A 19,796-nucleotide genomic window follows, 5' to 3' on the forward strand; every position below is an offset into this window, starting at 1 on the left:
CGCGCAACATGCGCATATGTTTAGCTGTCCCTGATTCGAGCTTTGTTACAGAGCGAACCCGGTGTCATTCTCTTAGAACGCGCGTTTTATCATTTCGCCTGACTGAACTCTTCGCTCTTAAATCGACGTCGGCCTCTGCCCATTTGTTCCTTAAAAAAGCGTTCGAAAACTTGGAAGCCAACTCCGATTTTAATGCACTCTTTTTCGGGTTTGGCAGATAAACGAATGTTTTGAGCGGGGAGTAGAAAGCGATTGGGAAAAGTGACGCAGCTGGATATGATCGCGCTGGGCTTCTGCCTAGCCGGCGGCCAAATAGCGTTGTCGCAGCCACAGGCTAAAACTGTCCACTGCGAGAACCAGTAGAATAATCGTGAGGATGACGCTTGCCGCCTGCGCCTGCTGGAACAGGCTGAGGTGTATATAGAGCATCTGCCCCAGGCCGCCAGCGCCCACAAAACCGAGGACACTGGAAATGCGAATATTGTTTTCCCAGCGGTAGAGGGCATACGCGGCCCACTGCGGCCAGAGGGTCGGCAGGGTCCCGTATAGGAAAGCGACAGCGTGCCCACCTCCAGCATGGCGTACCGCGTCTGCCGCCGTGTCCGGGGTGTTCTCGAGCGCTTCAGCAAACAGGCGGCCGAGTACCCCGGTGGTATGCAATGCCAGCGCTAGTGTGCCCGCATTGGGCCCGAGGCCTGCAACGAGTACCACCAGAGCTGCCCATACGAGCTCGGGTATCGCCCGCAGGGCGTTAAGCAGTCCCCGCACCGTATGCTTTAACAACCCTCCAAAATATCCCGCAGCAGGCAGCGCCAGGAAGGCAGCAATGATGGCGGCCAGCAGAGTGCCTATGGCGGACATGCCGAGGGTTTCCAGCGCGGCGGTAGCAAGCGACGCCAGATGCGCTGGCGACATGTCCGGTTGCAGAAACTCTGCAAAATAGTTGTACATCTGCCGCAGGTTTGAGCGCTCGAACAGCGCGGAGAAGTCGACGGCCAGAAATCGAAATGCAGCGAAGACGGCGCCGGCGATCATAAACAGCAGAAGAAGATTGCCGAGACGATGCGGGTATTTAGCCGATGTCATAACAGCCGCACCCGTAATACTCTGCTGATCTGGTCTGCCAGCAGTACCAGCACCAGGAATACCAGAAGGATCGCTACAACCTCATTGCCGGCGAACATTCGTAACGAAAGCTCCAGCTGCTGCCCGAGCCCACCGGCGCCAACAAATCCCATCACCACCGAGGCCCGCAGGGCACATTCCCAGCGATATACCGTATACGAAAGCATTTCTCCCGCGGCGTTGGGCAGAATGCCATACAGGAATGCCGTAACACGCGAAGCGCCCGCACCAATAAGGGCTTCTGCCGCCTGCCTGTCTACCGACTCAAAAATTTCTGCATAGACCTTGCCGAGCATACCCGTGTAAGTAATGGCAATGGCGAATACGCCGGCGCTGGGGCCCAGCCCCACGGCGCGGACAAAAAGTAGCGCCCAGACGATCTCCGGAATACTGCGCAGCACAATCAATAACGACCGTAGGGGCCAGCGAAGACACCGCCCCAGCCGTGAGGGCTTTCCGCTGCGCGGGATTCCCGAGCGCGACAGGGCGCGCGTTATCAGCAGGGCAGCGATCAAGGCCGGTGGTAGGGCCAGTGTTATACCGGCCACGGCGATGGCCAGGGTTTCCAGCGTGGAGCGCCACAGCAGTTGAAGAAAATCGCTATCCTGCGCTGGTGGCCAGGCGTTATGAAGCAGCGACCCCATCGCTTGTGCACCGCCATGGTCAAACAGCACGCCCAGATCGAGTTCGCTGAAATGCAGCCCCGGCCACAACAACAGAAATACGACGAACATGATCAGCAGGCGTGGAGCCAGTGCCGGATCACGCTGCTGCGCCGGTGGGTGATTCGATGCGCTGTGAATGCTGTTGTGCGTCATTGCTATTGCCGGAGTGTTTCTGCCGGAGTGTTTCTGCCGGGCATCAGCAGCGCGGTAGAGTGGATGGCCGGGAAGAATTTATCGGTTGCCCGGACTGTTCGGTGGCAGCGGGCAGCTGATCATTGATGTAGAGCTTCTCCAGCTCGGTATCGGAAATTTCGCTGGCCGGTTTATCGAATTGTATTTTTCCCCCGCGCAGACCGATCACCCGTGGGAAATGTCGCAGGGCGAGCGCCAGGTTATGGAGGCTAACCACTAGTGTTGCACCATGCTGCCGAGTTTCCCGGCTCAATAGCGCCAGGGTATGCTCGGCCAGTACCGGGTCCATGGCGGAGACCGGCTCGTCCGCGAGCAGGATTTCCGGCTGCTGGTACAGGGCGCGGGCGATGGCCACCCGCTGCAGTTGCCCCCCGGAGAGCTGGTCACAGCGCTGGAACATCTTGTCGGCCAGATCCAGCTTGGCGAGAGTGTTACGTATGTTGTCGATATCCAGCGGATAGAGCAGGTTGACTGCGCTCTTTAACCGCGACCACTTGCCCGCGCGTCCTGCCGCGACCGCCGTTACCACGCGTTGCCGGGGTGGCAGTGGCGGCGATTGCTGAACCAGGCCGATACGCGCACGCAGTTGCTGTAGAGCATTGCCACTTAGCGCCCAGGGCTGGGTATCGAGGATCTGCAATTCACCGGTATGTGGCTGCTCTGCGGTGGCCAGCAGGCGGAGCAGGGTGGTTTTGCCCGCACCAGAGGGACCGATGATGGCCACCTGCTCCCCAGTGTTAATGGTCAGTGCAATCTGGTGCAGCGCATGAGTCTGTGTTGCATCCGCGGGCTGTTTGAACGCGATGCTTGCATCGCGCAGTGTCATGTTCACTTGAGCAGGCCCACAGAGCGTGCCGCGTCTTCAATGGATCGATAATTCTCGGGCGATGTTTCGATAAAGCGATCGGCGGCCTGCAGGTCGAGGATCGTTTTGTGTTGCGGGTTGGCAGGGTCCAGTGCGAGGAAGGACTGTTTGATTTTGGCCACGAGTGCGGTGTCCAGGCCACCGCGCACGGTCCAGTTATAGTCGAAGTAGGGTGGCGTCGTGGCAAGAACGCGTACTTTGTCGGTGTCGACCTTGCCGGCAGCAACGAGTTTTTCCCACACCGAGGCGTTCAGCACACCCGCATCGGCCTTGCCCGCCTGTACCCAGGCGGCGGTGGCATCGTGGGCGCCGGAATACGCGACGCGACTGAAAAAATCTTCCGGCACAATCTTATCCTGCGCCAAAAAGTAGCGCGGCATCAGGCTGCCGGAGGTGGAGGAGATGGAGCCAAACACAAAGCTTTTACCCTTCAGGTCCTGCAGCGACTGTATCGCGGGATCGGCGGTAATGAATTTACTGGTAAAGCGCCGGTCCTGTTCCCGCTGTACCAGAGGGATCGCATCGCCAGTTCGCAGGCGCGCTTGCACGAAAGTAAAGCCACCGAGCCACGCGAGGTCCACGCGGTCTGCCGCAAGGCTCTCCACTACCGCGGCATAATCGGTTACCGGTATAAACTGCACCTTCAAGCCAAGCTGCTGTTCCAGGTAGCTGCCGAGGGGCTTGAATTTGCGCAGCAGCTCGGTGGGGGCTTCGTCAGGAATAGCGGAAACCCGGAGTACTTTGGGGGAGGGGTCTTCTGCGGTAGCGTCATTGGCAACGGCAACAACACTGGACAGAAAAATAACAGGCAGCAGGCACAGGGCGGCAAGCGCCCTTGTGCCCGAAATGGCACGATGAATCATGCGAGTTCTCCAGTTCAATAGTGGAAAAAACGGTTAACGGATTGTGTGTTCTTATACCAACATGTTATCGGAAAACGCTATTGGTGATTGTTGGCCTGTTCACGTGGGTAGGTTACGTAGATAAGTCACGTAGATAGGCCACGACCTCTTCCTGGTTGCCACGGAAGATGATGCGTCCGGCCTTCTGTTCCAGCTGGTGTTTATACATGGGGTCGTAGTAGTCCCCCAGCAGCGCAGCGATCCAGTCGCGGTGGCGGTCTACCGTGCCATCCGCGAGTTGCCGTTCCAATGCCTCCCGCATGATCGCATCCAGCTCCTGATAGCGCGCACCGCCAAGCCGCTTGGTAATGTTGGCCAGGTTCTGGCGCAGTGCACCGGCGAATACCTGCGGTCCTTCTTCCGCGCCGTGCACGGCGACAAAATCGGCGCACAGGTCGATCACGTAATCCTTCAGGATCCGCTCCACGCGTCCTTCCAGGGTGTCGTCCAGCCAAACCAGCGGATAGGTGCGCATACCCTGGTGCAGTGGCAGCGGTACCGAGCAGCGGCCGATCAGCCGACTCTCGTCTTCGAGTACAAAGTGGCTTTGCCCGCTGGCGCGGCGTTTGAGAAAGTCGATCGCCAGCGCATTTTCAAACGCGATCTGAGGCGGCTGGGGTGTGGCGCGCTTGCCGAAACTGGAACCACGGTGATTGGCGTGGCCTTCCAGGTCGACGGCGTTGTCCAGTTGCATCAGCACTTCAGTTTTGCCGGTGCCGGTCATGCCACCGACCAGGGTGAACTGGCAATCGCGCACCGCACTTTCGATTTCCTCGACCAGGAAGCTGCGCATGGCCTTGTAGCCACCGGTAACTCGCGGATACGGGACGCCGGCTTCGCGCAGCCACTGCTGGCTGATCTGCGAGCGCAGGCCACCGCGAAAACAGAACAGGTAGCCTTCGGGGTGGGCTTCGGCAAAGGTCGCCCAGGCTTTTACACGTGCCTCCTTGACCTTACCGCCGACCAGCTCGTGCCCAAGGGCAATGGCGGCCTGCTGCCCTTTCTGTTTGTAGCAGGTGCCGACTTTCTGGCGTTCGCTATCGGTCATCAGTGGCAGGTTGACCGCGTTCGGGAAGGAGCCCTTGCTGAATTCCACTGGTGCGCGGGTATCGATCAGCGGTAGATCGTGCAGGAATATTTCCCGGAAATCGGCACTGTCCGGGCGAACTTCGTTCTTGCTCATCGAACCATCACTGCCAGTTCATGACCGGCGTCTTCCCGGGCAACCAGTGTGCCGATGGGGGCGAGTTGCAGATCCAGTTCCTTCGCCGTCGCGAGAAACGCCTCTTCACCCTCCGGGGCAACCGCGATCAGCAGGCCACCGCTGGTTTGCGGATCGCACAGCAGCTGATGCTGGCTGTCCTCGGCGAGGCGTACCCGGTGGCCGTAGCTTTCAAAGTTGCGGCCGGTGCCTCCGGGAATGCAACCCTGCTCAAGGTAGTGGGGCACACTGGCAATACGGGGCACCGCGGTAAACTCCAGCTCCGCGCAGAGGCCGCTGCCATCGGCCATTTCCACCAGATGGCCGAGCAGACCGAAGCCGGTGACATCGGTCATTGCCTTGACCGCGGGAAGCCGGGCGAAGCGGCTGCCGGGACGGTTCAGGGTACACATCAGGTCGCGGGCAACACCCGCATCTTCGGGCCGCAGTTTGCCCTGCTTTTCCGCCGTGGTGAGTACACCGATGCCGAGTGGCTTGGTCAGATACAGTTTGCAGCCGGCGGTGGCGGTGTCGTTGCGCTTGAGCACCTGCTTTTCCACCACGCCGGTGACCGCGAGGCCAAAGATGGGTTCGGGTGCGTCGATGGAGTGGCCACCGGCCAGCGGGATACCGGCTTCTGCGCAAACGGCGCGGCCACCACGGATCACCTCCCGGGCCACTTCCGGCGGCAGCACGTTTACCGGCCAGCCGAGAATGGCGATGGCCATCAGTGGGTCGGCGCCCATGGCGTAGATGTCACTGATGGCATTGGTGGCGGCGATGCGGCCAAAGTCGTAGGGGTCGTCCACGATCGGCATGAAAAAGTCGGTGGTGGAAACCACACCGCGTTCGTCGTCCAGCGCATACACGGCGGCGTCGTCGCGGGAGGCATTGCCCACCCACAGGTTCGGGTCCTGCAGTGGAGCGCCACTGTCCGCCAGAATCCGGTCGAGCACCGCGGGGGAAATCTTGCAGCCGCAGCCCGCGCCATGGCTGTACTGGGTGAGTCGGACTGGGTCGCTTGGGCCTGAGGTCTCGGTCATGGAATCTCGCGATTTGGGATGGGATGAAAGGGCTGAATATTAGCAGCTGGCGGCGGCTGTTTTCACCCATGTGAATGGCTGGTGCACTATGGTTTTGACTGATTTTACCCGGGGTCTGCCGAGTACCCCGCATAATCAGAGGAAAAGCCCCCGTGAGCAAGGACGATAGCAACCGCACCACTACCGATGGCGGTATCCCGGTCGCCAGCGATGAATACTCCCTGACGGTAGGCCCGGATGGCCCCATTATCCTGCAGGATCACTACCTGATCGAGCAGATGGCGAACTTCAACCGCGAGCACATTCCCGAGCGCCAGCCCCATGCCAAGGGGTCCGGCGCCTTCGGCCATTTCAAGGTCACCCAGGATGTCAGCGCCTATACCAAGGCCGCGGTGTTTCAGCCGGGTACAAAAACCGACACCCTGATGCGTTTTTCCACCGTGGCCGGTGAGAAAGGCAGCCCGGATACCTGGCGCGACCCGCGGGGCTTTGCGCTCAAGTTCTATACCAGCGAGGGCAATTACGACCTGGTGGGTAACAACACGCCGGTGTTCTTTATCCGCGACCCGATGAAGTTCCAGCACTTTATCCGCTCGCAGAAGCGCCGGGCGGACAATGGCCTGCGGGATCACGACATGCAGTGGGATTTCTGGACCCTGTCGCCGGAATCGGCGCACCAGGTGACCTGGCTGATGGGCGACCGCGGCATTCCCAAGAGCTACCGCCATATGAACGGCTACTCCAGCCATACCTATATGTGGGTGAATGCCAACGGCGAGCGCTTCTGGGTGAAGTACCACTTCAAATGTGACCAGGGTGTCGAGTGCCTGACCCAGGAAGAGGCGGATCGTATCGCCGGGCAGGACTCCGATGCCCATCGCCGCGACCTGTTTGAGTCTATCGCTAAGGGCGATCACCCCAGCTGGACATTGCATGTGCAGATAATGCCCTATGAAGAGGCGAAGGATTACCGCTTCAATCCCTTTGACCTGACCAAGGTCTGGCCCCACGGCGACTACCCGCTGCACGAAGTGGGCAAGCTGGTGCTGGATCGCAACCCCACGGATTTCCATACCGAGATCGAGCAGGCGGCATTTGAGCCCAACAACGTGGTGCCAGGCATCGGCTTCAGCCCGGACAAGATGCTCCAGGCGCGGGTATTCGCTTACGCCGACGCACACCGTGCGCGTATGGGCGTGAACTACAAGCAGATACCGGTGAACCGCCCCAGATGCCCGGTACACAGCTACAGCAAAGACGGTGCCCTGCGGGTGGATAATGTGTCAGACCCGGTGTATGCACCCAATTCAAAAGGTGGACCAGCAGCCAATCACACCTATACCGAGAAGTGGGAGGCCAGTGGTGAATTTGTGCACGCTGCCTATACCTCTCACAAGGAAGACGACGACTTTGTGCAGGCGGGCACCCTGGTGCGCGAGGTGATGGACGAGGATGCCCGTGCACGTCTGGTATCCAATGCGGTGGGGCACCTTTCCGCCGGGGTTTCCGGTGAAATCCTGAAACGTGCGTTCGAATACTGGCGCAAGGTGGACAAAGACATTGGCGACCGCATTGAAAAGGGGGTCAAAGGCAATTGATGACAGGGCCCGCAGCGCGGGCCCTTTTTATTTGGAGGCGGTTTGCCGCGCTATTTCGCACTTCACCGAGTACAGCACCAGGCGCTCTTGCAAGGTCACGGGCAATCCAATTGAATGGCAGATGAGTATAAGAATAACGCCGGTCCACAGGGCGATGACGGCGTGTCGCAAGTTTTCATTATTATCGGGTGGGGTACCTTTTGTCGCTTACGATTCTGAACCGCGCTTTACTGTTGCGTTTTTTCCGGGGACTCCTGCTGGTTGCGGCCTGTGTGAGTGGTATCGCCGCCGCACAGGAAAGCGCCAGCGGTGATCACGTCAAGGTGCGCTGGCTGGCGCCGGATACCTTTGGTCCGGGTGAAGAAACCGTCGGCTTCTATTTTGAGGTGGACCCGGGCTGGCACGTGTACTGGCGCAATGCCGGAGATTCCGGGGCCGCACCACGCTTTGATTTTGCCGGTGCCAGCGGCGAGCTGGGAGAAATCCAGTGGCCATTTCCCGTGCGCCTGCCGATCGAACATCTCACCAACCTCGGCTACGAGGGCGATGTAGCCTATCTGTTTTCCGCCAAGCCCGATGCGTCGCGGATGGAGATCGTGGTGAGCCTGGAGTGGCTGGTGTGCAAGGTGGACTGCATCCCTGGCTACGGCAACATGACTCTGTCGCGGCCGGTGGCGGAGAGCGCCCAGTGGCAGCCGGAAGACAAGGCGCTGCGGGACAAGTTTGCGGCGCGGGTGCCCAGCTCAGCCAATGTCGGAGATTTTCCGTGGACACTGCGCACCGTATCCGCCGAGCCGCAAGCGGATTCCCTGCAACTGGTACTGGAAACCGAGGGCGGCTCCAATCGCCCGGCGCCGGATGTGTTTCCCCTCGACGGCGGATTGCTTACTGCCAGGGCACCCGAGGTTGAGCAGTCCGGAGACACCGTCCGCTACACCTTCCAGCGGGTGCCGGGTGCGGCCGTGACACCGACCACCGGCTTCGTGATCAGTGACGGAACGCGGGCCTGGCAACTGGATGACGTCGAAGTCCAGGCGGCTGCCACCAGCGCGCCCGATGGCCGCCCCGTTCCCGTCGACAGCGGCCAGCCGCTGTGGCTACTGGTGCTCGCCGCGATTGCCGGCGGTGCCATTCTCAACCTCATGCCCTGCGTGTTTCCGGTGCTGTCGATCAAGCTGTTTGGGCTGGTGGGCCCGGAGGCCGAGGCTTCCGGCCGCCTGAAGGAAGGGTTGCGCTACGCCGCCGGTGTACTGGTGACCTTTGCCGCACTGGGCGCGCTTTTGCTTGTTCTGCGCGCCGGCGGCGCGGCCATCGGCTGGGGCTTCCAGCTGCAGTCTGCGCCGGTGGTACTGGGATTGATTTTGCTGTTCTGGGTAATGGCGCTGTCCTTCAGCGGGCTGTACGAGTTCGGCCACCACCTGATGAACCTCGCCGGCAATAGCCGCGGTGGCGCCTTTGTCACCGGGGTACTGGCGGTATTTGTGGCCGCTCCCTGTACCGGGCCGTTTATGGGTGCAGCCCTCGGTGCGGCGACCCTGCTACCGGCCTGGGGTGCCATGGCGATTTTTCTCGGCCTCGGTATTGGGCTGGCGTTGCCATTTGTCCTGCTGTGCGCATTTCCGGCGTTGCTCAATCGTCTGCCTGCACCGGGGCCATGGATGGAAACCCTGCGGCAGTTTCTCGCATTCCCGCTGTATGCCACCGTAATCTGGCTTCTGTGGGTGCTGGGTCGCCTGGTGGGCGAAAGCGGCTGGGTCATCGGTGCCATGCTGATGCTGACGGTGGTGTTCGCATTCTGGCTGGGGCGCCACCAGTTCCGCGGTAGTCGCTGGATCGCGTGGGGCCTGGTGCTCGCAGCGCTGGTGATGAGTTTTGGTGCGGCCAACAAACTTCAGCAGAATGGCAACGCAGCGAAGGGCGTGCAGTTGCAGTCGGAAACCGGCTGGCAGCCCTACGATCGCAATGCGATCTCGCAGGCGCTGGCGCGCAAACAGGCGGTGTTTATCGACTACACCGCGGCCTGGTGTATCACCTGCCAGGTGAACAAAAAGCTGGTGCTGGAGTCCGAGGAAGTCGAGGCGATGTTCCAGAAAAATAATGTGTATCTGGTGCGCGCCGACTGGACCGATCAGGACCGGGAGATTACCCGTGCACTGGGGGAATTGGGGCGTAACTCGGTACCGGTATACGCCTGGTATGCACCGGGAGAAAGGGAACCGGTACTGTTACCGCAGATTCTGAAGGCGGACATGATCGAAGCGCTTTTCACCGACGAATAATTGTTTTTCAACCAAAGAGGGTACGCAATCGTGAATACACAAGGTATGAGTGGTAAACGTTCTTTCCGTCGTTTTCTGGGCGGGGTCGCCCTGTTCGCATTGCCAGCGCTGGCTATGGCGGTCGCGGTGCCCGGAGAAAAAGCACCGGATTTCAGTGAGGTGGATGCCAAAGGCGAGACTCGCAGCCTGCAGGACTACAAAGGTCAGTGGCTGGTGCTGGAGTGGTTCAACAAAGACTGCCCCTATGTAAAAAAACACTACGGCAGTGGCAATATGCAGGCACTGCAGAAAAAGTACACTGACCAGGATATCAACTGGCTGACGGTCATCTCCTCCGCAAAGGGCAAGCAGGGATATCTGGAACCGGCACAGGCGCTGCAAGTGGCGGAGAACCACAACCTGAGCGCCAGCGCTCCTTTCCTGCTGGATGCGGACGGAAGTATGGGGCGCGCCTATGGCGCCAAGACCACCCCGCACATGTTTATCATCAACCCGCAGGGTGAAGTAGTTTATGCCGGTGCGATTGATGACAACGACTCCGCCAACCCCGCAGTGATCCCCAAGTCCAGCAACTACGTCGCTGCTGTATTTGATGCTGCCTTGAAAGGGAAAGAGGTGGCCGTCGCCTCGACCCGCGCATACGGCTGTAGTGTGAAATACTAAAGCTGCTGTATCGCGAATACTAAAAAAGGCACCCGGGGTTTTCCCGGGTGTCTTTTTCGTTGAGCGTCCTGTTTTACGATCAGTTTACGGAGCACATCGGTTCTACATAGTTACCGCTGTGCGTCCCTTGCAAACCGAAGCTGGCGCTGGCACCCGGTTGCAGGTTGCCATTCCATTCCAGGTTGCTGAGGGTTACCCGTGAGCCATTACCGGATACGTCAAAATTACCACCCCAGCCACTGTCAAACGCAGTGTCAGCACTGAAGTCCAACGTTACTTTCCAGCCACTCACTGCCGCGGTGCCATCGTTGGTCACAGTAATCGTGTTGATAACGAATCCATCTGCCCAACGATTAGCTTCACCCAGTTGGCAGGTGAGGTCTGATTTCAGCTCGGGTTCTGGCTCGGGGTCTATTCAATTTGCCACAGTAAAAGTGACGGAATCGGTGGTGGGGAGTTCAATCTCGTTGGTGTCCAGCGCCCCCAGCTGTAGTTGATAAATGCCGGTTTATACCGGTGCGGTCACTGAAGCGGGGCTGGTTACGTTACCGGCCACCAGGCCGCCGTCGATGTAGATATTGGCCTCGCTACTTTTGCGAGGGTAGATTTAATGGATAGAGTTTTATTGCCAGGTGTAAGCGGCCGATAGAAAACTCCCCAGCCGAAGCTGGAGAGTTTTTCAATAGCGGAAAGATCAGTTGGCACTACAGGTTGGCAGGCTGAAGTTGCCGCTGTGGCCACCCTGGAATCCAAGCACTGTGGAGCCACCGGGCTGCAGGCTGCCATTCCAGGCCGCGTTGGAAACGGTCACCACACGGCCGTCCGCGGAGAGACTGAACTCGCCGCTCCAGCCGTTGACCAGGGTGATCGGCTCGGCAAAGGTGAGCTCGATTTCCCATCCCTGGATTGCCTCGCTGCCGTCGTTGGTCACGGTGAGATTGTTCAGCACAAAACCGTTATTCCAGGTGTCTGCGGTCAGTGCTTCACAGCTAACGCCGTCACCGCCACCGGTGGATTGCGGTTCCACGGTAATGGAAATACTGTCCGTGGCAGACAGCTCGTCACCGTTATCGACTGCACGTACTTCAATCTGGTGATTGCCGACGGCCGGTGCGGGTATGGTCACATCCGTGGTGCCGCTGGCGCTGGAAGTCAGCACGCCGTCAAAGTAAAGATTCACACCGTCTGCGTACTGCAATGTGTACTGCACGGTGATGTCTTCGCCCTCGTCGAAGGTGCTGCCGCTGGCGGGGGCGGTGATGCTCACCGCGGGTATTGGCGGCGATTCCACATCGATGGTAACGGTCGCCGCCGAGGATACGGCACCGGCATTGTCGGTGACGGTATAGGTGAAGCTGTCGCTGCCAAAGAAGCCCGCATCCGGGGTGTACAGCAACTCTGCGCCAGTGCCGCTGAGGCTGCCGTTGTTGGGGCTGGTGTCCACGTTGTACGCAGTGATACTGCCGTCGCTGTCGCTACCGGAGAGTGTCACCATCACCTGGGATTCGAAACCGGTCTGCACGTTCACGTCGTTCGCGGTGGGTGCACAGTTGATGCCGGAATCGCCACCGCAGCCCTCACCGGGCTCCTGACCCCAGATGAGCTCGCCATCGTCGTACAGCGCGATCAATGGTGCTTGTTCGCGGCTGCTACCGTAGTTGTCCCAGGATGGATCATTGGCCGGATCCCAGGGCAGCCCCTCCGGTACCGCGACGCGGAACTGGGTTTCCTTTTTGCTCTCGGACTGGCCGCCCGGATAGATGTCTACGCCGGCGAAGGAGACCTCCACGTAGTAAATATTGTCTGCCGGATCGCCCCAGGGGTACGGGCCGGTGAAGCCGCTGCCCTGGCTGTAGGCGCTGGAGAGCTGCAGGTCACTGGCGGAGTAGCCCGCGTCAACCAGTTCGGAAATATCGATCCAGTAGCGCAGGCTCAGATTGTCGGTGAGCCGTGCCGGCCAGGCGCTGCGGTTGTGCGGTCGCGCGCTGATCTCCGTGTGGCGGGGGCCGCTGGAATTCAGTTTGGCGTCCACAAAAAATTCGGTATCGCGGGTTTCGGGGGCGGGGAAGCTGTCTTCCGGAATCGGGTTGCCACCGAAGTCCATCCACAGCCGTGCCAGGGCACCGGTGAAGCCGGCGTTGTAGTCCGTGGCCACCTCGTTCAGCACGTAATCGCCGCGGTCGTTCTCGAAGCTGTCCGAGGTATCCGGGCCGCCGACCAGCGCGCCGACCAGTGTGTGGCGGTTGTCGATAGGACTGGAAAGACTGTCGTTCCAGGAACCGTGTGCGGTGCGGTGGTGTGGTGAGGTGGGGTACACCGAGCCGTAGCCGATCTGGTAGCTCATATTCATCGGGTTATCGCCGAGCAGGTACTCCATCTGACCCGCGGCAAAATCGTAATAGGTCTGCGCCCTGGGATTACCCGGGTCCACCTGGTTCAGATAATCTGCATACACCAGCGCGATAAACGAGGTATTGGATGTGTAGCGCGCAGCGCCCCACTGATCCAGATGCGCGAGGCCGCCGGGGGTGTAGGTCACGCGACTACCGTTGTAACCGGTGGTCCAGAAATCCAGCCAGCGCTCCGCATCGGCGCGGTATTGTGGATTGTCGGTAAGCTGCGACATCAGCACATAGCTGCCGTAGCTCTTGTCGTCCCAGGCGTGGGTCCACTTGTACGAGCGGGTTGTGGACTGGGGTTCGGTGGAAAGGTTGGCGTAATAGCTGTTGGCCTTGTCCAGATAGGACTGGTCGCCGGTGGCGCGATACAGCCAGGCCGCACCCCACACCAGCTCATCGTTGTAACCGCTCCAGGAGTTGTAATAGCTGGTGGCATCGGTAATGCAGTCGCTGTAGGCGCCGCGATAATTATCCGCAAAGCTGTACAGCTGCTCCGCGTGCTGTAGCAGGTTGGCGGCATAGCTGGCATCGCTGGACTCGAACACCATGGAGATCGCGGCCAGTGCCGCGGCGGTTTCCCCGGCGATATCGGAACCGGGGCAGCTGGCATCGACCTTGTAGGACGGACGTGCCATCGGCATTACTTCCGCGGAACCCCACCAGGCGTGGTCCGCACCGCCGTTGCCGACCTGGCCCCACAATTCATTGGGGGCGGTGTGCGCTTTGACAAAGTAGTCCGCAACGAAGCGCAGGTTGTTCAGCATGTGTGGCAACTGCCCGGTCTGCGTGTAGGCCTCGCGGTTTTCCACTACGCCCCAGGCCAGCATGGTGGCACTGGCGGCCATGGGGAAGCCGAACTTCACATGGTCACCGGCATCGTACCAGCCGCCGGTCAGGTCCACATTCTGGTCGGCGCCGTCCTGCATGCCGGAATCGCCCCGCCACTCGTTGCGGTTCCAGGCGGGAATCGGGCCGGACTGCTGGGCCTCATAGAAGTAGATGGATTTCTGTAGCGCCTCGCCATAGTTGGCGGCGAGGGCGCCGGAAGAAAACAGTGCGGAACCGGCTAGCGTCGCGGCAATTGCGGCGCTGAGCGGCTTGGTAGCTCTGATCAATCGCATTGTGGAGATTCCTTCTTGTAAATTATTGTTTTCAGGCAGGCGCGCTGCCCGGCGAGCCTGTGAACTCGCACAAGAAGGACGTGTAGCAATTTATCCCGGGAAGGATTTCTCCGTCAGCTTTTGCGTTTTGTGATGGAATACTATTTTCAAAGTGCGGACAAAGTTTCGTTCATGGCACTTGTGAGCGTTGTCAGATCTGACGGCGAAATGACATAGGGCGGCATGGTGTAAACCAGTTTACCGAACGGGCGCAGCCACACCCCGCGCTTGATCAGGCTCTCCTGTAGTGTGCGGTTGTCCACCGGCTGTTTCATTTCCACTACACCGATCGCACCGAGTACCCGCACATCGGCGACACCGGCGGCACTTTTCAGCGGTGCCAGTTCTTCTTCCAGTTGGGTCTGAATATTCTGAACCTGTTGCTGCCAGTCGCGCTGCAGCAGTAATTCAATACTGGCATTGGCCACTGCACACGCCATGGGGTTACCCATAAACGTGGGCCCGTGCATGAATACGCCGGCCTCGCCATTGCAGATACCGTTGGCGACCTTGTCGGTGCAGAGGGTGGCGGCCATGGTCATGGTGCCGCCGGTGAGGGCTTTGCCGAGGGAAAGGATATCCGGGCTGATGCCTGCGTGTTCGCAGGCGAACATCTTGCCGCTGCGGCCGAAGCCGGTGGCGATTTCGTCGGCGATCAGTAGCAGGTCGTATTGATCGCAGAGTTGGCGTACGCGTTTTAAATATTCCGGGGAATAAAAACGCATGCCGCCGGCGCCCTGGACGATGGGCTCCAATATGACGGCGGCCAGTTGCTGGTGATTCTGTTCGATCAGTTGCTGCAGTTCGGCGATGTCTTCGTCAGAACAGGGTTCGTCAAACTTGGGCTTTGGCGCGGGCGCAAACAGGTGCTGGGTGAGCTGGCTGGCGAACAGGTGGTGCATGCCGTTGACGGGGTCGCAGGTGGCCATGGCGCCGAAGGTGTCGCCGTGGTAGCCATTGCGCAGTGCGAGCAGGCGATTTTTTTCTGGTTTGCCCTGGGACTGCCAGTATTGCAGGGCCATTTTGATGGCGACCTCGACGGAGACGGAGCCGGAGTCGGCGAGGAAGACTTTCTGCAGTGGCTCGGGGGTGAGTGCGACGAGTTTTTTGCACAGTTCGATGGCGGGTTCGTGGGTGAGGCCGCCGAACATGACGTGGCTCATTTTTTCCATCTGTGTCTGCATGGCGGCGTTCAGTTCGGGGACGTTGTAGCCGTGCAGGGTGCTCCACCAGGAACTCATGCCGTCGATCAATCCGCGGCCGTCTTCCAGATAAATCCGTACGCCTTCTGCTCGGGCGATGGGGTAAACCGGGGGCGGGTTAATCAGGGAGGAGTAGGGGTGCCAGATGTGGTTTTTGTCGAAATCGAGATCCATCATGGGGTTTGGTGCTTTGTCTTTGTTCGGTGGCGGTGAAGCACCGGGTATTTGTTTTCGGAACCGCTGTGAATACATCCATGTACGCTGCGTCGGCGACGTCCCTGTCGCCGACGCTTCCGAAAACAAATACCCGGCACTTCACCTTCGCGTCTGATTTCCTTGCTTCGTTAGCCTTTCGTCATTCCGGCGTATGCCGGAATTCAGCGCCACGAAGTCCGGAGTCAAGCCATGGTCTGGGGCAAGGATTAAGCCAGCTCTCTCAAAACTTTTAACGGCGGCTGACTAACCGCACTGCGACACGCCAGGGTGCCGGCAGTACCGACAAGCAGCGCGCCGACCAGCGGCCCAAGTATCCACAGCCCCGGGTGGAAGTTGAACGGCAACTCAAACACCCGCTGCGAAAGTACGGCCAGTGTCGCTTCCGTGCCGAAGGCTGCGAGCAAGCCCGCGGCAATGCCCAACAATCCAAACTCGATTATCAGGCTGCGGATCAGCAGCTGCCGGCGGCCGCCCAGTGTGCGGATGACGGCGGCTTCCTGCAAGCGTTCGGAAATACTCGCGCGGACGCCGGCGATGAGCACGAGCACACCGGCGATCAGCATGAGGGCGAGGACGGATTCGATGGCGATGGCGACCTGGCCGATGGTTTCGCGGATGTTGTCGAGGATTTTGTCCAGCTCGATGATGCTGACGCTGGGGAAGTTTTTCACCAGTTCGTTGACGAACAGTTTGTCTTCCGGCGGCAGGTAGAAACTCTGGATGTAGGTGGCCGGGAAGTTGTCGAGGCTGCCGGGGGCGAACAGCATGAAGAAGTTGGGGCGCATGCTGTTCCAGTCGAGGGTGCGCAGGCTGGTGATAGTGGATTCGGTCTCAAGTCCACCGATGGAGAAGCGCAGTACGTCGCCCATTTCCAGGCCGAGACGGGCGGCGACCTCGACTTCTACGGAAACGCCTTCGGTGAGATTTTCATTCCACCAGTCGCCGGCGACGATTTTGTTGTCGGCGGGCAGGGTGTCGGTCCAGCTTAGATTGAGTTCGCGGCGGATGGCGCCGTCCTTGTTCTCGCGCTCGGTGACCGGGGTGCCGTTCACGGCGATAAGGCGGCCGCGCACCATTGGGTAGAACTCGGTGCCTTCGAGGTTTTTGCCTTCCACTTTCTGTTTTACGCCGTCCAGTTCGTAGGGAGCGATGTTGACGAGGAAGTGGTTGGGGGCATTTTCCGGCAGCTGCATTTGCCACTCGTCGATCAGCGCGGTGCGTGCGTAGAACATCGCGAGCATGGCGAGCAGGCCGGTACCGAAGGCGGCGATCAGCAGGGTGTTGAAGCCGGCGCGGCGTTGCAGGCTGCCGAGCGCGATGCGCCAGCTGCCGCCGAGGGACGCGAGTTTGCCGCGCACCAGCAGCCGGTTTACCAGTGCGCTGCCGGCAACCAGCAGGCCGAGGCCAGCGAGCAGGGCGACGGTGGTGGCGAGGCTGCCGGACAGCCACCAGATCAGCAACAGCATGGAAAGGGGACCGGGGATCAGGCCGAACCATTCCCGTTTGTCCGGGTTGCTCCAGTCCTGGCGCAGGGTCTGCATGGGGTCGGTCTGGGCGAGGCGGAACAGGGGCGGCAGGGCGAAGCCGATTACGCAGGCGAGGCCGGTGGCGATGCCGACCAGCAGGGGCTGCCAGCTGCTCGCTGGAGGTGTGACCGGGAAGAAGCCGGCGAGCAGGTTGACCGCCTGGGATTGCACAAAGGATCCGATGGCGAGGCCGATGGTGGTGGAAATGATCGCCAGTGCCGCCATCTGACCAAGATAGATACCGAGAATCTTGTTCTTGCCGGCGCCGAGGCTTTTCATCACCGCCACGTAGTTGGCGTGGCGCAGGCCATAGCGGCGCGCGGCGAGGCCCACGGCAACGCTGGCGAGCAGTACCGCGAGGCTGGCGGCCAGATACAGGAAACTCTCAGCGCGGTCGAGGGCCTTGGCGACCCGCGGCTGGCCTTCTTTCAGGTCGGCGATATGTTCGTGCAGGGTGAGTTTGGGCCGCAGCCACTTGAGATAGTTTTCCAGCGCGGCGTCGTCGCCGGCGAGCAGGTAGCGGTAATTGACGCGGCTGCCGGGCTGCAGGATGTTGGTGGCGGCGAGGTCACTGGTGTGCATCATCACCCGCGCGCCCATGGAGAAGAGGTTGGCGCCGCGGTCCGGTTCGTGGTCGATGATACCGTCGATGGTGAAACTGCCGTCGCCCAGTTGTAGCTGGTCACCGATCTCCAGTTGCATCAGCGGCAGCAGGCGAGCCTCGAGCCAGACATTTCCGGGGGCCGGGCCCTGCTGCACGACTTTTGACGGGCTTTCGGCCTGGGTGCGCATTTCCAGGTGGCCTACCAGGGGGTAGCCGTCGCTGACCGCTTTGACCGAGGCGAACTGGAACTCGTCGCCGGCGGAGAGCATGGAGGCGAAGGTGACGGTTTTGGCTCTTTCCAGACCCAGCTCATCGGCCTTGTCGAGCCATGCCTGAGGTACTTCCTTGCTGCTTTTCAGCACGCGCTCGGCCGCCAGAAAACTCTGGGACTGGATATGCATGGCGCGAGTGAGGCGGTCGGAGAAGTGGGCGATGGCAGTGACGCAGCTCACTGCCAGGACCAGGGCTGTGGCGATCAGGGCGAGCTCGCCGCCGCGCCAGTCGCGGCTCAGTAGTCGCAGTGGCAGCATCAGGCGGACACCTCGGCGAAGTTGTCGGGAATGTCGGCGGTGGTAATCTCGCCCGCAGCCATGCGCAGGTGGGCGCCGCAGCGCTCGGCGAGGCGCTGTTCGTGGGTGACCAGCACCAGGGTGGTGCCGGTTTCCGCATTGAGATTGAACAGCAGGTCGATCACCTTTTCGCCGTTGTGGGCGTCGAGGCTGCCGGTGGGTTCATCAGCGAACAGAATGCCGTTTTGGTTGTCTTTATCGTGGCTGGCGATACTGCAAAATGCGCGCGCGATGGCGACCCGCTGCTGCTCGCCACCGGAGAGCTGGCGCGGGTAGTGGTGCAGGCGGTGTCCGAGGCCGACGCGCTCGAGAAATTCCTCGGCGCGGTTGCCGGCGTTGCGCTCGCCGCGCAGTTCGCTCGGCAACATGACGTTTTCCCGCGCGGTGAGGCCGGGCAGCAGCTGGAAGGTCTGGAACACGAAGCCCACACAGCGGGCGCGCACGGCGGCGCGTTGCTCCTCGTCCATGGCAGTGATCTCTTCGCCGGCGAGCCAGATTTTTCCCTCGGTGGGTCGGTCGAGGCCGGCGAGGAGGCCGAGCAGAGTGGATTTGCCGGAGCCGGAGGCGCCGGTGATAGCGAGGCTCTGGCCGGCGGGAAGTTGCAGGGAGATGTCGCTCAGCAAGGTGAGTGGACCTTCACTGGTACTGACGCGGTGGTGGAGGTTTTCGGCTTTGAGCATCAATGACATGGCAAGTCCCTGAAAATTCGGCAAAATGCGCTTTAGATTAGTAGTGGAGAGTATGACATGGCGGCAGTTTTTTTCCGGGCTTTTGCGGCCGATTTGGTCCCGCGTGGCCTGCTGTTCGTCGCGCTGGTCACGTCTTTGTACGCTGGTTCTCTGCGGGCGGATGGGCCGGAGCAAGCGGCAGATGCGTCTGGTACGAAGACGCTGGTGATTCTAGGGGACAGTATCAGTGCGGCCTACGGTCTGGATGAGCGCGAGGGCTGGGTGCAGCTGTTGCGTAAGCGGCTGGCGGACCAGAGTCTGGCGGTGGAGGTAGTGAATGCGAGTATCAGCGGTGAGACGTCCGCCGGTGGTCTGGCGCGCCTGCCGCGGTTGCTGTCTGAGCACTCTCCGGACTGGCTGGTGGTGGAGCTGGGCGGCAACGACGGGCTGCGGGGGTATCCGCCGCGAGCGTTGCAGAACAATCTTCAGCAGATGGTGAAGCTGGCCCGGGAGAGCGGGGCTGAGGTACTGCTGCTGGGTATGCAGATGCCGCCGAATTACGGCAAGGCGTATACGCGGGCCTTTGCGGCGGTGTACCCGAAGGTGGCTGAGGCGGAGCAGGTGCCGCTGGTGCCGTTCTTCCTGGAGCCGGTGGCGCTGCAGGAGGGCGCGATGCAGACGGACGGAATCCACCCCACGGCCAAGGCGCAGCCGGCACTGCTGGAGCATGTGTGGCCCTGCCTGGAGACCATATTGAAAGGCAATGAGGACACTCGGTCCGATAGCCTGTGCACTTCTTGATCGGAAAGCGTACAATCGCGCCCTGATTTTCGCCGGACCCTTCTATGGCTTCGTAGTTGGTGGCGGTGGCGGCGCTGCCGCCGGGTGTACCTTTGCGAAACACGCCGTGAACCCATCC

At 60.5% G+C, this 19,796-nt stretch carries 15 protein-coding genes; 4 read left to right on the forward strand and 11 right to left on the reverse strand.

From position 1 onward, the window contains the following. Positions 1-297: 297 nt before the first annotated feature. The 6 genes from phnE to selD all read right to left on the reverse strand — a co-directional run bounded on the left by phnE (position 298) and on the right by selD (position 5,993). Positions 298-1,086: a phosphonate ABC transporter, permease protein PhnE gene (phnE, locus tag GTQ55_RS05510; RefSeq protein ID WP_161857837.1), complete on the reverse strand. Its 789-nt coding sequence runs from the start codon at positions 1,084-1,086 to the stop codon at positions 298-300. Further along, positions 1,083-1,943 carry a PhnE/PtxC family ABC transporter permease gene (locus GTQ55_RS05515; RefSeq protein WP_161857838.1) on the reverse strand — a complete coding sequence of 287 codons (861 nt, stop codon included), beginning with the start codon at positions 1,941-1,943 and terminating at the stop codon, positions 1,083-1,085. The genes phnE and GTQ55_RS05515 overlap by 4 nt, the downstream gene beginning before the upstream one ends. 43 nt (positions 1,944-1,986) lie before the next feature. Further along, entirely contained in the window at positions 1,987-2,808 is an 822-nt protein-coding gene (locus GTQ55_RS05520; protein WP_161857839.1) for a phosphonate ABC transporter ATP-binding protein, read from the reverse strand. Positions 2,809-2,810: 2 nt separating this feature from the next. Next, positions 2,811-3,710, reverse strand: a complete 900-nt coding sequence (locus GTQ55_RS05525; RefSeq protein ID WP_161857840.1) for a putative selenate ABC transporter substrate-binding protein — start codon at positions 3,708-3,710, stop codon at positions 2,811-2,813. Between the two features lie 112 nt (positions 3,711-3,822). Continuing rightward, a complete protein-coding gene (mnmH, locus tag GTQ55_RS05530) occupies positions 3,823-4,932 on the reverse strand; it encodes a tRNA 2-selenouridine(34) synthase MnmH (RefSeq protein ID WP_161857841.1) in 1,110 nt (369 codons plus the stop codon). Further along, positions 4,929-5,993 carry a selenide, water dikinase SelD gene (gene selD, locus GTQ55_RS05535; RefSeq protein ID WP_161857842.1) on the reverse strand — a complete coding sequence of 355 codons (1,065 nt, stop codon included), beginning with the start codon at positions 5,991-5,993 and terminating at the stop codon, positions 4,929-4,931. Before selD ends, mnmH begins: the two co-directional genes overlap by 4 nt. Before the next feature lie 152 nt (positions 5,994-6,145). On the opposite strand from selD, the gene GTQ55_RS05540 reads away from it, so the two are divergent. The 3 genes from GTQ55_RS05540 to GTQ55_RS05550 all read left to right on the forward strand — a co-directional run bounded on the left by GTQ55_RS05540 (position 6,146) and on the right by GTQ55_RS05550 (position 10,533). After that, positions 6,146-7,591, forward strand: coding sequence for a catalase (locus tag GTQ55_RS05540; RefSeq protein WP_161857843.1), 1,446 nt, complete (start codon positions 6,146-6,148; stop codon positions 7,589-7,591). Positions 7,592-7,791: 200 nt separating this feature from the next. Beyond that, a complete protein-coding gene (locus GTQ55_RS05545; RefSeq protein WP_161857844.1) occupies positions 7,792-9,870 on the forward strand; it encodes a protein-disulfide reductase DsbD family protein in 2,079 nt (692 codons plus the stop codon). Between the two features lie 30 nt (positions 9,871-9,900). Continuing rightward, the gene (locus tag GTQ55_RS05550; protein WP_237567840.1) at positions 9,901-10,533 is read left to right on the forward strand and encodes a thioredoxin family protein; all 633 of its coding nucleotides are present in this window, start codon (positions 9,901-9,903) and stop codon (positions 10,531-10,533) included. A gap of 79 nt (positions 10,534-10,612) precedes the next feature. On the opposite strand, the gene GTQ55_RS05555 is transcribed toward GTQ55_RS05550, so the two are convergent. From GTQ55_RS05555 to GTQ55_RS05575, 5 genes are all read right to left on the reverse strand, one after another. Next, positions 10,613-10,849: a cellulose binding domain-containing protein gene (locus tag GTQ55_RS05555; RefSeq protein WP_237567841.1), complete on the reverse strand. Its 237-nt coding sequence runs from the start codon at positions 10,847-10,849 to the stop codon at positions 10,613-10,615. 378 nt (positions 10,850-11,227) lie between these two features. Next, entirely contained in the window at positions 11,228-14,053 is a 2,826-nt protein-coding gene (locus GTQ55_RS05560) for a glycoside hydrolase family 9 protein (protein ID WP_161857846.1), read from the reverse strand. 146 nt (positions 14,054-14,199) lie between these two features. Continuing rightward, on the reverse strand, positions 14,200-15,471 hold the full coding sequence (gene bioA / locus GTQ55_RS05565) for an adenosylmethionine--8-amino-7-oxononanoate transaminase (protein ID WP_161857847.1): 1,272 nt from the start codon (positions 15,469-15,471) through the stop codon (positions 14,200-14,202). Positions 15,472-15,716: 245 nt separating this feature from the next. Then, entirely contained in the window at positions 15,717-18,170 is a 2,454-nt protein-coding gene (locus GTQ55_RS05570; RefSeq protein WP_161857848.1) for an ABC transporter permease, read from the reverse strand. After that, on the reverse strand, positions 18,170-18,898 hold the full coding sequence (locus GTQ55_RS05575) for an ABC transporter ATP-binding protein (RefSeq protein WP_161857849.1): 729 nt from the start codon (positions 18,896-18,898) through the stop codon (positions 18,170-18,172). Before GTQ55_RS05575 ends, GTQ55_RS05570 begins: the two co-directional genes overlap by 1 nt. 57 nt (positions 18,899-18,955) lie before the next feature. Here GTQ55_RS05575 and GTQ55_RS05580 point away from each other — a divergent pair, with 57 nt between their 5' ends. After that, the gene (locus GTQ55_RS05580) at positions 18,956-19,678 is read left to right on the forward strand and encodes an arylesterase (protein WP_161857850.1); all 723 of its coding nucleotides are present in this window, start codon (positions 18,956-18,958) and stop codon (positions 19,676-19,678) included. Positions 19,679-19,796: the final 118 nt, after the last annotated feature.

It is taken from the genome of Microbulbifer hydrolyticus, from assembly GCF_009931115.1.
In the GTDB taxonomy this organism is placed as follows: domain Bacteria; phylum Pseudomonadota; class Gammaproteobacteria; order Pseudomonadales; family Cellvibrionaceae; genus Microbulbifer; species Microbulbifer hydrolyticus.

Excerpts from the sequence above, each read along its gene's own strand:
- phnE (WP_161857837.1), bottom strand. The coding sequence starts at position 1,086 with ATGACATCGGCTAAATACCCGCATCGTCTCGGCAATCTTCTTCTGCTG.
- GTQ55_RS05515 (WP_161857838.1), bottom strand. The coding sequence starts at position 1,943 with ATGACGCACAACAGCATTCACAGCGCATCGAATCACCCACCGGCGCAG.
- GTQ55_RS05520 (WP_161857839.1), bottom strand. The coding sequence starts at position 2,808 with ATGACACTGCGCGATGCAAGCATCGCGTTCAAACAGCCCGCGGATGCA.
- GTQ55_RS05525 (WP_161857840.1), bottom strand. The coding sequence starts at position 3,710 with ATGATTCATCGTGCCATTTCGGGCACAAGGGCGCTTGCCGCCCTGTGC.
- mnmH (WP_161857841.1), bottom strand. The coding sequence starts at position 4,932 with ATGAGCAAGAACGAAGTTCGCCCGGACAGTGCCGATTTCCGGGAAATA.
- selD (WP_161857842.1), bottom strand. The coding sequence starts at position 5,993 with ATGACCGAGACCTCAGGCCCAAGCGACCCAGTCCGACTCACCCAGTAC.
- GTQ55_RS05560 (WP_161857846.1), bottom strand. The coding sequence starts at position 14,053 with ATGCGATTGATCAGAGCTACCAAGCCGCTCAGCGCCGCAATTGCCGCG.
- bioA (WP_161857847.1), bottom strand. The coding sequence starts at position 15,471 with ATGATGGATCTCGATTTCGACAAAAACCACATCTGGCACCCCTACTCC.
- GTQ55_RS05570 (WP_161857848.1), bottom strand. The coding sequence starts at position 18,170 with ATGCTGCCACTGCGACTACTGAGCCGCGACTGGCGCGGCGGCGAGCTC.
- GTQ55_RS05575 (WP_161857849.1), bottom strand. The coding sequence starts at position 18,898 with ATGTCATTGATGCTCAAAGCCGAAAACCTCCACCACCGCGTCAGTACC.
- GTQ55_RS05580 (WP_161857850.1), top strand. The coding sequence starts at position 18,956 with ATGGCGGCAGTTTTTTTCCGGGCTTTTGCGGCCGATTTGGTCCCGCGT.